Genomic DNA, 15,727 nt, shown 5'->3' on the forward strand with positions numbered 1-15,727 from the left:
CTATGGCCGAAATCGTCATAAAGAATGTCGCCAAGAGTTTCGGCGCGTTTCAGGCTCTGCACGCGCTGGACATGGCCATCGCCGACCAGGAATTCATGGTCCTGCTCGGCGCCTCCGGCTGCGGGAAGACGACGCTTTTACGCATCATCGCCGGGCTCGAAACCCCGACGCAGGGCGAGGTCTGGATCGGAGGCCGGCGGGTCGACCACCTGCCGCCGCGTCAGCGCGGCATCTCGATGGTCTTCCAGAACTACGCTGTATTCCCCCACCTGACTGTCTTCGAGAACATCGCCTTCGGCCTGCGTATGCAGAAGATGGGCCAGCCCGAGGTCGAGCGCCGAGTCCGGCGAACGGCAGAACTGATGCATATCGAGCAACTGCTCGAGCGCTATTCGGGCCAGCTTTCGGGCGGACAGCGCCAGCGCGTCGCGGTTGCGCGCGCGCTCGCCATGGAGCCCGACGTCATCCTGATGGACGAGCCGCTCTCGAACCTCGATGCACTGCTGCGCCTTGAAATGCGCGCCGAGCTCAAGGGCGTTCTGGCAGAGTCGAAAACCACGACAATCTACGTGACGCACGATCAGGTGGAGGCGATGAGCCTTGCCGACCGTATTTCGGTGATGAACGGGGGCAAGATCGTCCAGAACGATTCCCCGGTCGAAATCTACCGCAATCCCGCGGCTCGGTTCGTGGGCAGCTTCATCGGCAACCCGCCGATGAACTTCATACCGGCCAAGCGCACGGACAATGGTCGGTGGGCTGTGGCCGGGCTCGAACTCGATGGACCGCGGACCGAACGCGAGTTGATCGAATTCGCGATCCGTCCCGAAGATGTGTTCCCGGGCGAGGAAGGCTTTGTTGCGGATGTGCGCGTGGTCGAACCGCTCGGCGCGCATACGCTCGTCACCTGCGATGTTGCCGGAAAACCTTTCCGCGCCGTCCTCGAATCCGACAGGCGCGTATCGCCCGGCGAAACGCTCAAACTCATGCCAGCCGCCTCGCGCATCCGCTGGTTCGACCTCGATACCCAGACGGCCATCCCCGCCTGACCCAACGCCACAGAGACAAGATGACCACGACCGATCCGCGCGACCACGCCATTGCCGTTCTGAAAGAAAACGATCGCGGCACCTATACAGTCCCGACCAAGGGACTCTACCCCTTCCAGTGGAACTGGGATTCGTGTTTTACCGCGATCGGCCAGGCCCATTTCGACGAGAACCGCGCCTGGACCGAGATGGAAACCCTCTTCGCCCACCAATGGGCCGATGGCATGGTTCCGCACATCATCTTCCATGTCTATGACGACGGCTATTTTCCCGGTCCCGACGTCTGGCGTACCAACCGCCCTGTCAAGACATCGGGCATCACCCAGCCGCCGGTGGCAGGGTTTGCGCTCAAACGCCTCTACGAGACGAGCACGGACAAGGAGGCCGCTGCACGCCGGGCCAAAACGCTTCTCGCACCCATCCACCGCTGGCACCGCTGGTTCTATGCCTGCCGGGACCCCAAGGGCGAAGGGCTCGTGGCCATCATCCACCCCTGGGAAGCAGGGCGCGACAACTCGGTCGATTGGGACGAGGCTTTCGCACGGGTGCCGACCGAAGGCGTCGATCCTTATGAGCGCCGCGACCTCCGGCACGCCGATCCATCCCATCGCCCGACCAAGGAGCAATACGACCGTTATCTCTGGCTCGTTCAGCACTTCCGCGAACTCGAATGGGATAACACGAGGCTCCATGACGCCTCGCCCTTCCAGGTCATCGATCCGGGGTTCAACGCCATCCTCATCCGCTCCTGCGCCGATCTCGCCGACGTCGCGGACATGCTCGGCGAAACGGCGATTGCCGACGAGAACCGGGAGTGGGTGGAAAAAAGCATCGATGCGCTCGATACGCTCTGGAGCGAGACGCATGGGCAGTATCTGTGCCACGACCGCGTGACGGGCGATCTGATCGACAGTGCCTCGATCGGCGGTGTCATGGCCGTCGTCGCGCCAGTCCCCGATCATCGCGCGGCCTCCATCGCCCGGACCATCGAGCGTGAGGCGGAAAAGGCACGGTTTATCGTGCCCAGCCATTCGCTGGACGACCCCCGGTTCGATTCCAAACGCTATTGGCGCGGCCCGGTCTGGCTGGTGGTCAATTATCTCATCGCCACGGGGCTGCGCGCGGCGGGGGAGGACGCGGTGGCCGATCATATCGTCAAATCCTCGCTCGATCTGATCGCACTTTCCGGCTTTGCCGAGTATTATGACCCTCTCGACGGGGCACCGCTCGGCGGCCGGACGTTCACCTGGACGGCAGCCGTGGTGCTCGAATTTCTGGCCGGCAAACCCTGACCATGACCATCCTCGCCCTCGGCGCGCATCCTGACGACATCGAAATCTTCATGTTCGGAACCCTCGCGGCCTTCCGCAGGATGGGGCACGAACTGGTATTCGCCGTCGCCACCGACGGGTCCATGGGCGGAACCGGAAACAGGGAGGAACTGGCGCGCGTCCGGGCGCGGGAAGCAGCTTCGGCTGCCGCGCTGCTCGATGCCGATCTGCGGCTACTGGGATTTACCGACGGCGAGCTTGTCCCCGATGCCGCGCTTGTCGGAGCGGTGCGGAGCCTGATTGCGGCGGTCGAACCGGACTTGATCCTCACCCATGATCCCGGCGACTATCATGGCGATCACCGTGCCCTCTCCGCGGCCGCCGATCTGGCAGCATCGTTCCGGGTGCCGGTGATCTATGCCGATACCCTCAACGGCACCGGGTTCGCGCCCACCCACTACGTCGACATCACCGGCCACATGTCGCTCAAGGAAGAGTCGATCCTGTGCCATATCAGTCAGGACCCTGGGCGGTTCATCGACATGATGCGGGCCCACAACCGCTTCCGCTCGGCGCAGTGCTATCGGCCCAACGGCTTCGCCGAAGCCTTGCGCTTCGTCCAGCGCTCGCCCTTTGCCGACATCCGCGACCTGCTTCCTCCTGCTCCTCCCGTCACCACCGTTCGCGACCGCGCCAAGCAATCGGGGCGGAACGGGAACGAGGAATGGACCCCTAAGTCCTAGGGAGAAAGGGCGGCGATGCGAGAGCTATCGGCCCGCTGCCTTCACGCAGTCGCCACCGCGTTGTTTCTGTAAAGCGCCCGCAATGTCGCGGACAGCGTCCATGCGGCGATCATGCCAGTTGTCCCCGTTGTGAGCAGGAACATTGCCGGGATTTCCATCTCGACCGCTCCAAAAAGCAGAACTGCGAAACCGGCGGCAATCATGGCGATGCCGTTGAAAGTGTGATTGACGCCGATGAACCGCGCGCGCTCGTCGTGGGGCGTGAGTCTTTGCAAGGCCGCGTGGAGCGGAACGACATAAAAACCGGTACCGATGGCAAGCAGAAAGAGATCGAACATGGCGCGCATGACGCCTTGTGACGTCTGCATGGGGCCAGCGAACCACAGATCGACCCCCGGCAGGAAGACGACTGCAAAGACGGCAACCGGCAGCCAGGCCGATGTATTCCGCACCGCAAGGAGGCGAGCGCCCAGCGCCCCGACGGCCACACCCATGCCCGAAGCGATCAGCAGCAGCGAGACGACATTTTCCGCGCTGTCGGGCGACGCCGCGACGTAGAGCGGAAAGAGCGTGGTGTTGACCGCGCCCTGAAACCAGAACCAGCTGCACCCCACAACCGGCAGGATGACCACGGGCACAGCGCCCAACCGCCGGAAGCAGCTCCAGAAATCGAGAACGAGATGGGCGGGATGGAGCTTGAGGCTGGGCATCAGAGCCCTCGTATGCGGCAATGACAGACTGGCGACCCACCCTGCAACGCCAATGGTAACCCCGCCGATCGCAACGATATAAAGCCCGCCATCGAGGAGGATCAGAAGATTGCCCGCTATGAGCCCAAGCAAGATTGCCATCGTGTTCGTCGCGCTCATGGACGCATTTGCCGCCACAAGATCATCGGCAGGTAAAAGCTCGGGCAGGACGCCGAATTTGGCGGGCCCAAGCAGCGCTGCCTCAACGCCCGCGAGCAGGATCGAGAGCAGCAGCAGGGGGACATTCATCGATATGAGGGCGACGCCGGCGATCAGGAAGACGGGAATTTCGGTGGCCTTGATCGCCTGGATGACGCTGGCCTTCGGCCATTTGTCGGCCATGCGACCACCAAAGATCGAAAGGGTGGCAAAAGGAGAAACGATCAACAGGGTGCTGAGCGCAACCACGGTTTCAGCACTCATGCCGTATCGATCCATTTCCCGAAATGCGACGAGAGTCAGCAGGGCAGATCGCAATTGGTTATGATTGAATGCGCTCAGCGCTTGCAGGATCAAAAGCGCGCGATATCCGGGAACCGCCCCGCTTGCCCATCTGAACATTGACCGTAGCCCTCCCCCTTGAGGCCAATCGCCGGACATGATGCCGAGAAACGGTTTATCCAACGAAACCGAGATTCCTGCCCCCGATTTAATCAGAGAGAATTAATTCAGGAACAAGGCGTTTGAGACGAATTGGCCTGGCGACCGGAAGCCGGTTCCTGCCGGATGTGATCAGACCACATTCTGCCCGAACCTTATCCCCTTGATTTCGCTGGGGCGAATGCCAAAAAGCTCCCGAAACTGGCGGGCGAAATGTACACTGTCTTCGATGCCACAACGCAGGATGAGGTCGCTGATCTTGTCGCCAGCCGCACTATGTTCAATCAGATGGCGGGCGCGGATCAGCCGGATGGCGCGGATGTGGCCGGCAATCGTCAGGCCGTGGCCGGCAAAGGCTCGGTATAGCGTGGCGCGGGACACGCCCAGCTGGCCGGCGATGTAATCGGCGTCCAGCCTTGCATTGTCGAGATTTGTGGCAATCACGTGCTGTGCGGCGACAATCAGGCCGCGTCGCAATTCACCCACGTCCATGTCGGGAAGCTCCGGCGCCTGCTGCAGCATCAGCAGAGCCAGATCGCTCGCGATGTCCAGCAAGCGGCCGGAATCGGGCGGGTCCGGACGCCGCCGGGCCTCTATCAGCATGGCCAGTTGCATTTGCAGGAATGGCCTCAGGGGAGAGCGTTCCAGCCGGTACAGCAGACTGGCGTGATCCTGACGGCCCTGCGGGAGAACCCGATCCACTGCATCAGCCTTGATGCTGAGGTAGGTAACCTGGTGCTCGCTCATCTCGAGTCGTGAGGCGACGGCAGCATCGTAGAGATAGAGCTGGCCGGCTTCGGCGCGGTGACGCCAGGAGCCGGCTTCGTAGTCGCGCCGTCCGGACAGCATGAAGCCGATGGTGAGATTGGCATTGGGCAATTGGCTGATGCCGGCGCCGGTTCTTGCTCCGGCCAGGTCCGCAGACCGCGAATACACGAATTCACCGCGAAGCGAGACCACGGCCTGGGCGCTGGCGTAAAAGGGTACGCTCTGATCGGCTCTCCGATCGGCGGCGAAGTCGTAAAAGACCCGGTGGCGCCAGAATTCGTATGGGTCGCCATCGGCCGCATCGGTGCTGAGACGCAGCGTGAACCATGAACGGTCGGGCGCCGGGCTGGCCGGTCGCTCGCATGCGGTCCAGCGATCGGGCAGGGCCTGGACCCAGTACCAGGCATTGCGATGTTCGTCTGGCGTCATAAGCACCTTCCCCCAGGGGCTGATGTCAGAAATGCCCGATGATGACGCGGCCGGCAACCGGCGATGCGTAAATTTTTCTCTGTGAGACGGAATGGTTACCGGCCTGCCTGTCCAGCCGCTAGATCGGGACTTGCCGAGACAATGGGGGCACGGTTGGGACGATACATTCCTGCGCACATCGCTTTTTGGTCTCCTGACGGCGTAGCCGGAGTCAGCCGGTCTTGCTCAGGAGGCAAGGGACCGGCTCATGACCGCGACGGGAGGGCGCTAACGACCTCCCGGGCGCTGCAGTTTCTAACTATTCGAGGGGTACGATGAACCGCTATACTTTTATTTTGGGGGCCACGGCGCTGTCCTGCGGTCTGGCGCTTGGCACCGCCCCGGCACCTGCGCAGAGCTTCATCATCCTGAACGGACAGACGGTAAACGTCACCCAGATCATGGCCGGCCCTGACGATATCGGCGTGGTCGAGCTGGGCGGGGCCATCGAAACGTCAGGAGGCTTCCACGGCATCCACTCCCTCGGCACAAACGCGCAGATTACCAACAGCGGGACCATTGCAACGCAAGACTGGGGAGCCCTCGGCATATGGTCCACCGGCACAAACGCGCAGATTTCCAATAGCGGAACCATAACGTCGGACGGTTTCTACGCCCACGGCATCTACTCCGAGGGTGACGGCGCTCACGTCGCCAACAGCGGAGTCGTCGCGACGCTAGGCTGGTCCGCCTATGGCATCAACTCCGTAGGGAGCAGCGCGTACATTACCAACAGCGGAACCATCGCAACGCAGGACGGCTCAGCTCGCGGTATATGGTCCGACGGCGCCAATGCGCAGATTGCCAACAGCGGAACCATCACCACGCAAGGCAACGCCGCCCACGGCATATGGTCCCGCGGCGATGACGCTCAAATCGCCAACAGCGGAACCATCGCTACACAAGGCAACACCGCCTTTGGCATCTCGTCCCTCGGCGCCAGCGCGCAAATTGACAACAGCGGAACGATCTTGACGCAAGGCGAGATAGCCCACGGCCTCTACTCCGAGGGTGACGGCACTCGCATCGCCAACAGCGGAGACATCGAGACGCAGGGCTGGGCCTCCTCAGGCATCGTTTCCTTTGGCGCCGACGTGCAGATCACCAACAGCGGAACCATAACCACGCAAGACGACGACGCCTACGGCATCGCTTCCCTCGGCACCGGCGCGCAGATTACCAATAGCGGAACCATAACCACGCAAGGTTTGGAAGCCTATGGCATCTACACCGACGGTAACGACGTGCAGATTGCCAACAGCGGGACTATCTCGAGCGGGACAGTCGGCATCTTGTCTGTAGGTGCAGACGCGAAGATCGCCAACAGCGGGGCCATCTCGAGCGGGACCATCGGCATCTCATCCGATGGCGCAAGCGCCTATATCGACAACAGCGGAACCATCTCCAGCGGGACTGGCGGCGTTTCGTCCATGGGTGCCGACGCCCAGATCGTAAATAGCGGTACCATCGCCACGCAACTCGGCGGCGCTCATGGTATCACCTCCGACGGGGCCGGCGCGCGGATTGCCAACAGCGGGAGCATCACCACCCAAGGCAACTCGGCCCAAGGCATATCGACCGGAGGCAATAACGCGCGCATCGCCAACAGTGGAACCATCGCCACGCAAGCCTCCAACGCCTATGGTATCGCCTCTGACGGCGCAAACGCCCATATCGCCAATAGTGGGATCGTCGCCACACTGGCCTCCAACGCCCACGGTATCGTCTCCGATGGCGCAAACGCGCGCATCGCCAACAGTGGAACCATCGCCACACAAGGGGGAGGTGCCTTTGGCATCGCCTCCGATGGCGTCGGCGCGCGGATTACAAACAGCGGAACCGTTGCCACGCAAGGCGTGTCCGCCTTCGCCGTCGCTTCCGATGGCGCCGGCGCACGGATCGCCAACAGCGGGGCTATCACTACGCAGGGTTGGGTCGCCTATGCCATTTCCGCCGCCGGTGATGACGCGCAGATCGCCAATAGCGGATCCCTCACGACGCATGGCGGGGGTGCCTCGGGCATCTTGTCGATTGGTGCCAACGCGCGGATCGCCAACAGTGGATCCATCACGACGCAAGGCAGCGTTACCGAGGGCATCTACTCCGAAGGCGCGAACGCGCGAATCGTCAACAGTGGATCCATCTCCGCGCTAGGCCACCAAGCCTGGGGCGTCGTCTCCAACGGCGCCAACGCGCACATCGTCAATAGTGGCGCCATTCGCGCGCCCGGAACGGACTCCATGGCGATCTATATGGACTCCGGGGCCACCAACGCCACCCTCGACCTGTTGCCGGGCACGGTGCTGGAAGGCGCGATATTCGTTCACGATACCGTCGCGCCGGGCATGACCATGAACATCGGATATGGCCCCAACACCAGCATCCGTTTCACGGACGCCGGCTATTTCCCTTGGGACACAGGCGCCCTTCCCGGCACGATCAATGCGAAGGCCGCCATGGTCGTGATCGACCAGGATGCCATGACGGTCATGACCGCGGACGCCACAGCGCCGCAAGCCGCGGCAAGTACGCTCGGCAGCCTGACCGGCGGCATCTTTGGCGCCATCGGCGCGCGAGACACCGGCGGCGCCCTGCGCACACCGGTCCAACCGCTCGGCTATGCGCCCGCACGCCCTTCGCCCACAAATGCCTTCGATATCTTCGAGGCCATGGACGAGGCCTATTCGCCGCAAGCATGGATCGCCGGCTTCGGCGGCTTTGGCTATCGCGACCCAGCGGGCACATCGCCCGGTCACAGGCACGGCATGAGCGGTATCGTCTCGGGCATCGATCTCGGCGCAAACGAGGCGGGAACCTCGGGCATCCTCATTGGCGGCGCATGGGAACGTACCGACGTGCCAGGCAGCCAGACAGTCAATGCCAGTTCCATCTTCGGCGGCGCCTATGGCGCCATCGCGCTGGGGGATACCAGCATCGATCTCGGCCTTATCCTCGGCCGCACGAGCTTCGAGAGCACGCGCGCGGTATTCGACAACATGGCCCCGGGCGGTATCGCCAACGCGCGGGCCGAATATGGCGGGGTCTTCGTCTCTCCGCACCTTGCCATAACCCAATCGGTCGATCTCGGAGGGCAGGCGGTGAAGGTGGGCGGCTCAGTCCGCTATTCGGGCCTCTTCCTGGACGGTTATGCCGAAACTGGCACCAACGCCCCGCTTTCGGTCGACGCCCGCGACCACCACGCCGTCACGGCCCGCGCGTTCGTCTCGGTCCCGTTCCAAACGCAGCACGATGATGGTGCCATCTCCCGCATCACCCCGACCCTCGGAGTCGAGGGTACCCTCCAGTTCGGCGCCGACACGCTGACCGGCTCCCTGAGTGGCATCGGCGTCGCCTTTTCCGCTGGCCATCGTAACACGCTCGGCGCGTTCGCGGGCTTGCGGCTGGAACACGAGACGGCGGATAATCTCTCGATTTTTGCCGAGGCGCAGGGGACTCTGAGAGACGACCGGTCGGGCGATTTCTCTGCAAGCTTCGGGGCGAACGTAAAGTTCTGAGCATTGGCGCGCGACGGCATCATTTGTGTACGCTGACGCGCGCCGCGCGCTCGCCAAATAGACGCAATGGCTTCATGACGCCGGCCGATGGCGTCGATTTCTGGTCTTCCGCCAGTATCGGCCGGCAAATCTCCCGCACGATCACGGAATGGCGAAGCCTTTACGGTCCCAGCGGAGTCCTGGCCCTTGGCGCAGGCTGGCCGACACGTTTGCTGCCGAGATGGGTCCCTGATTCTCGCTTAAGACACCGGCACCGCCTGGACTCATTGGCGCCGCCCACTGCGGTCAGGGACCGCGCAAGGTTCGGGAATCCGATTGAATCCCCCCGTTAACCCCTCTTTGAGAGGGGTGGTTCATTGTTATTTCGAGGGTGGCAGGGAGCGCGTCGGTCGATTGTTGCGTTACAGCCGTGTGGCCTCATGCTGCCAGGGCCGCAATGCCTGCAGGGAAGTACGCGCGTATGGATTATGCAAAGGGTGTCCAGGATCGGACCGCGGCTATTCTGGACGATCTAATCCGGGATCCTGCCATAATGGCCGAAACCGAGCGGCAGTTGTCTGGTCGGACGAGGCATATCCGGCTCGAAGGGGCGATGGCAGCGGGCTATCGCGCGCGGATGTGGCGTCAGCACGCCAAGGTGATCCGATCCTGGATGAGCTGGGTCATCATCATTAATGCCCTGACCCTTGTCCTGAACATGGTGTTGCTGCCCGATACCATCGCCAACGCCATGCTGGCCCCAGGCGCAGTTATCTTTCCCGCGGCGCTCGGCGTGATCCTCGTATGGCTCAGGCGGCGCCAGCCGATTGTTGAGGACGCCACATTGCTGGGCGGGCTATTCGTCATCCTGCTGGCGGTCTCGTGGATGGCGGTCGCGGCCGGCCCTGTTCTGCTCGAACGCTACCTTAACATCATGCTGTTCGTCGGCATCGCCGCCATCATCATCTTCGACGTACCCTTTCGCCAGACGCTGGCCATAGCGGTCTATCTGCTGGCACTTTATCTCATCTTCCATTTTGGGGCAGGCGGGGCGGACTCCAGAACGATTCTTTCAGGCTTCATGTTCTTTGCCAGCGGTGTCGCGGCCACGGTCATGGCGCGGCGCACGATGAGCATTCTCGCGCGCAAATCGTTCCTGCTCGAACTGCGCGACCGTCGCCGGATGATCGATCTGAGTGAGACCAATGTCAGCCTTGAGCAGCTATCGCGCGTCGACGGCCTGACCGGACTTTCCAACCGGCACAGGATGCACGAATGCATGGCGGCGCTGTGGCGAACCGGCAGCGACATCGGGTTGCTGATGTGTGACGTCGACGATTTCAAGGCCCTTAACGATAGTCTGGGCCATTTGGCCGGAGACCGATGCCTCGTGGAAGTCGCACAACTGATCAAGAAGAGCACGCGGCAGGCCGATTGCGTCGCCCGCTACGGCGGCGAGGAATTCGTCGTCGTGCTGTCAGCGTCTTCCAGCGCCCATGCAAGCACCATCGCAGAACGCATCCGCAAAAGCGTTGAGGAAGCAGGGCTACCGCATCCTGCCTCGCGGGTCGCGCCGGTGGTAACGCTCAGTATCGGCATTGCCATATGGAAGGGGACCAAGGAACAGTTGAGCCCCGAACAGCTTCTCGGCCGTGCCGATGCAGCCCTTTACCGCGCCAAGCAATCGGGCCGGAACAGAGTCGAGGAATGGACGCCCGCGCTCGATCCCGCGGAGGCGTGAGGGGCCGGCTCGAAAAATCGGATCGTTGAGACAGGCGTGGGAACCGCGCGGCGTATCTTAGGCCTATTTTGATGGTTAAAGGTGCGGCGGGCGGGAAAGGGGCGGTCTGGATCATTTGACACGGGGTTGGACCGTTGCGCACGCTGCGGGCAGGCGCTAAAGCCTAGCACCACACTTTCTGAACGATGAGCAAAATCTTGACGGTTGATCGGCGCGCCTCCGCTCCTCTAGTGCACGTACTTCCGACCTCGCCGGTTTTCCTTCCCGAAGCCAGCCCCATGCGGCGCCTGCCTCGTCGCCCGGAGCGAAGCCGCCCTCCAGAATTCTTCGCGGCCTTTGAAGACAGGGCGCTGTTTTACGACTGCTTTCGCGCCGGGTCGTCCGATATCGTTCTGGTCGGCCCTCCGCCGCTGAACCTGACGCCCCTTCTCAGGTCCGCGCGCTTTCGTGCGCTGCCTTCGGGGGAGATCGTTGAGGCATCATGGTTTCCTTCGCGGTCCACGATGACCACGCTGCTGCGGAGCGTGGTCCCTGGCACCGAAGCGGTGGAGATTCGCTTCGAAGGGTTCGCCCAGACGATACCTGTACAGCCACAATCCGACCTCTTCAGGAATCGGCGCGTCATGTTCACGATGAACAAGGACAACGAACTGGAGTGGATCAACGCCTGGGCGAATTGGCATTGCCGGATGCACGGTGTCGATGCCATCGTGATCTTCGATAACGGGTCTACCCGATATCGGCTCGAGGACATCGCCGCCGCGCTAGCCGGGATTGAGGGGCTCGAGGCGGTTGGACTGATCTCCTGGCCGTTCCGCTATGGGCCTGTCGACCCGGCAGTGCTCTCGCGTCCCTATTGGCCCAATTTTCTTCAGGTGGCGAGCTTTACCGTGATGCTGCGCCGCTTCGCGGCCGGGAGCGCCGGGATTCTCAATTGCGACATCGATGAACTCGTGGGGCGGGCCGGAGACGAGGACGTGTTCTCGCTTCTGGCGGACAGCCGCGATGGTTATGTCCGGCTCAAGGGAACTTGGATCGAGGCCGTCGAAAGCGGCGAGTTGGCGGCAGCAACGCCATCGCCAGCGCATTTCCGGTTCGAGCATCGCGTCAAAAACCCGCTGCTGGCCCGCTGCGCGGACAAGTGGGCGCTGGATCCTCAACAGGCCTGGCTGCAGGACCTCGGGATATTTCCCATGATGCACCGCATCTATGGGATGCCCCGCGCGCAGGCGTTGCTGGCGCCGACCTCTCCGTTCTGGCATTTTCGCGGGATCAACACGAACTGGAAGGAAGAGCGCGTGAAGCGCGAACTGCCCCCTGCCGACCCGCGCCGCCACACGAGGGACTCCGGCTGGCTCGAAGCCCGGCGGCTGTTTTCTAAAGGCGGTACTCCCACTAGCGTCGGCGGTGAGACGCTCTAAGGTCCATTGAACTGTTTAGGCGGTGCGTGGCGGTTTTGATCGTGCCTTGCCAAGGAGCCCAGCCACAGGGGCAGCGTCGATCATCAGGCAAGCCGAACAGGCCGAGGGTCATTCATCGGGATTGCCCAGGTGACATCACCGATTTCAGTTCAGTCATACTTGGGGTGATTGTGGTGAACGCCGCGGGCGCGAGTGGAAAGCTGCAGCCCGATAAAAATAACGACGATGCCCGGTATTATGGCTGTGCCCGGTACTTCGGAAAAAACGAAATACCCTGTCAAAGAAGCAAAAACGATCGACAGGTAGCCAAGAGGGGCCAGGATACTGGCCGGGGTGGATTGATAGGCTTTGAGGAAGCAGAATTGCGCGATTTGGGCCAGCAGGCCTATCCCGATCAGGAGTGGCCAATCCCCAACGGCAACAGGATTCCAGAATAATATGGCCGGTACAGCGGTCAAAATGGACAGCCCCACCGTATAGAACACCATCATCACCGTGGTGTTCTCGTCTTTGAGCGCCCGGGTCTGTATGGTGGCCATTGAGCCGAAAAATACAGAACCGAATGCCGCAGCAAGCCCCCAATCAAAGGGAATCTCTCCCGGCGCAATGATAATCAGGACGCCAGCGAAGCCAAGTGCCACGCCAACCCATTGCATTGCCCCAACCCTCTCGGCAAGGAGTATGACAGCAAGAATTGTAACCACGAGCGGGCGCATGAAGCCGATGGCATTGACCAGTGCAAGGGGCAAAGCCGCCAATGCCGAGAAATTGCAGGTAAGTGCCAGCGCATTGCAAAACACACGAAAGCTGTGCCGTCCGGCTCGCCGCGTTGAAAACACCTCGGCGCGGTAGCGCCAGATAAGGGGCGTGATCGCACCCAGACCGATCAGCGACCGAATGAACACCAACTGGATTGCCGGATAGTCGGCGCCTGCCAACTTAACCAGCGCCGTCATAGCCGTTACAAGCAGCATGTCGGCCAAAAGCCACGCCATCCCCGATCTGTTGGCTGCGTCGGGTGCGCCCATCATCCGATCAGGCCGGTTGCACCAGATTGGCCACCAGGCGGAACGCCCCGGGCACCAGTCGGTCAAGCTGGTGGTGCAGCACGAGGCTCGTGTGGGTATGGCGACCTTTGCCAATTTTTGCTGAAATCAGCGAACCGATGAGCGGTGACTCTCCAGCATCGTTCATTGCCAGCAACGGCGAATATGCAGGGTCCCATTCTGACGCGAAGTAAAGCCCGCGTTCCTTGTCCCAGCCGGAAAAGTCGTTCAGCGTGATCTGGTTCGGCCCGCAGAGCAGAGGATGACGGGGCTCCAATATATTTACAGGCGCTGCCGGATCGGTTACCCGCCAACGCAAAGACGGCGAGCCGATGACTATTCGTCCCGGAGGGGTTCGCTCGGGGTCCCAGCCATCAGTCGGCCTGTGATAGAGCGTGAGCAGATGACCACCTGCCTCGACCCAGCGACGCAGCTTGTCGCGTGCTGCAATTAGATCGGGCCGCAAACCAAAAGCAAAAATTCCAATAACGATGGTTGTGAAGTGCGAAAGGCCCCCGGCCAATTCGTCGGCGCCAAGCAGGGTGACATCAAGTCCCATCCGCGAGAGCCATAACCCCACCCGGTCGGCGCCGCCGCCGGCATAGCCGATACGGGCTCCGTCGGGGCGTTTAAAATCCAGCGCCAACACCTCTAGGGTTTCTGGCCGGAAAAATCGGGCTCGTCCTATGTGGTCGTAGTCAATATCGCTTTGTCGATAAGCTCGCTCGCCATCGATATCAAGGGCCAGCGAATGCCGTCCTGATGGAAGGTCTGCAGGTGTCACTATTAGAAATCGGTCGGCATTTCGCCTCACCTCGATTCCATTTAGGGCCGATAAATGGGCATTCTGGTCCCCCGCACCGCGCAATGTCACCACATGCTCGACGGCGCTCACACCCATCGGCACGATCAGCGCCTCAGGATCGAGAGCCACAACATGACGTGGAACGATCTGTACGGCTTCTTCAAGATCGATAGGCACCGAGATTGCACGCCCCCCGATCTGCGTTTCGACTTTCACGCTGACGAGGCCGTTGCCGCCGATGCTGGAGAAATCGGGCGGGAAGCCGTTTGCCGGTATGGCATCCGCGGCAACCTTGAGCACAAAGCTGGTGATGTTCCCTGCCTGCTCTGAGTGTGCCGCCGCTAGCACATCGGACAGCACAGGTCTGATGGTTACGGGGGCGAGGTGCGATCCCAACTCCACATGGATATTAAGGCGTGTCTCACCAGCCGGTGGCAGCGCGTTCTGCTCAGCCCAGCCGGTGATCCGCAGCCCGGCAGCGACGGCCAGCGCCGTATCGATTTCTTCAAGTTTGCGTTTCAGCCTATGCGTGTGTTGGGCGGGAGTATCCTTTTGCACACGTTCGATTTCGCCTGCTGCGGCTGCAAGTTCGGCAATGATTGTTTCGCGATTGGGAAAGGCGGCAATGGCGGCATCAATATGGACTTGCGCCTGGGTAATCCCTCGCTTGGAGGCTTCCGGCATATCGTGCGCCAGATCTCCAAGAGTGGCAGGGAGCCCATCGCGGATATCCAACTCGGCTTTTCCCTCGGCCTGCTTCAGGTGCAACGGCCAATCCGACCTGGGTTCTGCGCTCCAATGTCCCATACCCTGCGAGGCATGGTACGCGCGTGACCATTCTCCGATCTCGTCGTAACGCGCCCCGGTGGCAGGGTCCCTTCCCGGATCGACAACCGAAACCGTCGCTGGCGGTGGCGGCACTTCGTCATCATAGGTGCCACCACCACCCGGCCAGGAGGGAAGATAGTATTTCGCGACGGTCCAGGGCTCCAATCCCCATGCGCTATGCTCGGGATAGGCATCGGGATCGGCAGCCAGCGCCAGCGCCGTTTCGGCCGCTTCGGTCATGGCGCGATGGTGACCATGCTGACCGGGCACGTCCAGGAAGGTTGGGATTACGATATCGGGGCGGAACTGACGATAGGCGCGCACCAACCGCTCGATGGTGCGCTCACGGCCCCAGCGAGCAAGCGTATCGGTTCCTTTCTTTGAAAAGCCGAAATCGTGAACCGGATCGTCAGGACCATGACCGAGCCATGCGATATCGGCGTCGAGGACCTTTGCCGCCTCCTCGAGTTCGCGCGTGCGCAATACGCCCAGAGCGCCGGCGCGCTCGGGGCCGAGGCTATTCTGGCCGCCTTCGCCGCGGGTTGAGCACGCAATGACGGTACGCATCCCCATTCCCAAACGCATGACCGCCAGCATTCCGCTTTGCTCATCGTCGGGATGGGCGCCCGTATGCATCACCGTTATTACGGAGCGCAGGCGGCTCAATGCGCGGTGGAGTTCCAAGAGATAGGGGCGGGACTGAGAGCGCATGAGGCGCTGCCTATCGGTAAGCATGGCTAAAAC

The 15,727-nt window shown here is 61.9% G+C and carries 10 protein-coding genes; 6 read left to right on the forward strand and 4 right to left on the reverse strand.

Annotation, left to right across the window (positions count from 1 at the left end; translation table 11 throughout):
• Nucleotides 1-2: 2 nt before the first annotated feature.
• The 3 genes from I2G20_RS10495 to I2G20_RS10505 are packed head-to-tail and all read left to right on the forward strand — an operon-like array spanning nt 3 to nt 3,063.
• A complete protein-coding gene (locus I2G20_RS10495) occupies nt 3-1,049 on the forward strand; it encodes an ABC transporter ATP-binding protein (protein WP_196259649.1) in 1,047 nt (348 codons plus the stop codon).
• A 20-nt stretch (nt 1,050-1,069) separates the two neighbouring features.
• Nucleotides 1,070-2,341, forward strand: coding sequence for an amylo-alpha-1,6-glucosidase (locus tag I2G20_RS10500; protein ID WP_196259650.1), 1,272 nt, complete (start codon nt 1,070-1,072; stop codon nt 2,339-2,341).
• Nucleotides 2,342-2,343: 2 nt separating this feature from the next.
• Nucleotides 2,344-3,063, forward strand: coding sequence for a PIG-L deacetylase family protein (locus I2G20_RS10505; protein WP_196259651.1), 720 nt, complete (start codon nt 2,344-2,346; stop codon nt 3,061-3,063).
• A gap of 41 nt (nt 3,064-3,104) precedes the next feature.
• Here the strand turns inward: I2G20_RS10505 and I2G20_RS10510 are convergent, their stop codons facing one another.
• Both I2G20_RS10510 and I2G20_RS10515 read right to left on the reverse strand, forming a co-directional pair.
• Nucleotides 3,105-4,373, reverse strand: a complete 1,269-nt coding sequence (locus I2G20_RS10510) for an MFS transporter (RefSeq protein ID WP_196259652.1) — start codon at nt 4,371-4,373, stop codon at nt 3,105-3,107.
• A gap of 171 nt (nt 4,374-4,544) precedes the next feature.
• Nucleotides 4,545-5,609: a helix-turn-helix domain-containing protein gene (locus I2G20_RS10515; RefSeq protein ID WP_196259653.1), complete on the reverse strand. Its 1,065-nt coding sequence runs from the start codon at nt 5,607-5,609 to the stop codon at nt 4,545-4,547.
• A gap of 314 nt (nt 5,610-5,923) precedes the next feature.
• Between I2G20_RS10515 and I2G20_RS10520 the strand changes: the two genes are divergently transcribed.
• The 3 genes from I2G20_RS10520 (at nt 5,924) to I2G20_RS10530 (ending at nt 12,304) form a co-directional block, all read left to right on the forward strand.
• Nucleotides 5,924-9,163: a beta strand repeat-containing protein gene (locus tag I2G20_RS10520; protein WP_196259654.1), complete on the forward strand. Its 3,240-nt coding sequence runs from the start codon at nt 5,924-5,926 to the stop codon at nt 9,161-9,163.
• A gap of 460 nt (nt 9,164-9,623) precedes the next feature.
• A complete protein-coding gene (locus I2G20_RS10525; protein ID WP_196259655.1) occupies nt 9,624-10,883 on the forward strand; it encodes a GGDEF domain-containing protein in 1,260 nt (419 codons plus the stop codon).
• A 503-nt stretch (nt 10,884-11,386) separates the two neighbouring features.
• Nucleotides 11,387-12,304 (forward strand): hypothetical protein, encoded by a 918-nt coding sequence (locus I2G20_RS10530; RefSeq protein ID WP_196259656.1) that lies wholly within the window; start codon nt 11,387-11,389, stop codon nt 12,302-12,304.
• 149 nt (nt 12,305-12,453) lie between these two features.
• On the opposite strand, the gene I2G20_RS10535 is transcribed toward I2G20_RS10530, so the two are convergent.
• Complete coding sequence (locus I2G20_RS10535) at nt 12,454-13,299, reverse strand: DMT family transporter (RefSeq protein WP_246473007.1); 846 nt, start codon at nt 13,297-13,299, stop codon at nt 12,454-12,456.
• A gap of 40 nt (nt 13,300-13,339) precedes the next feature.
• Complete coding sequence (locus tag I2G20_RS10540) at nt 13,340-15,718, reverse strand: PIG-L family deacetylase (protein WP_196259657.1); 2,379 nt, start codon at nt 15,716-15,718, stop codon at nt 13,340-13,342.
• Nucleotides 15,719-15,727: the final 9 nt, after the last annotated feature.

The organism is Pelagibacterium limicola, assembly GCF_015694405.1.
Taxonomy (GTDB): Bacteria; Pseudomonadota; Alphaproteobacteria; order Rhizobiales; family Devosiaceae; genus Pelagibacterium; species Pelagibacterium limicola.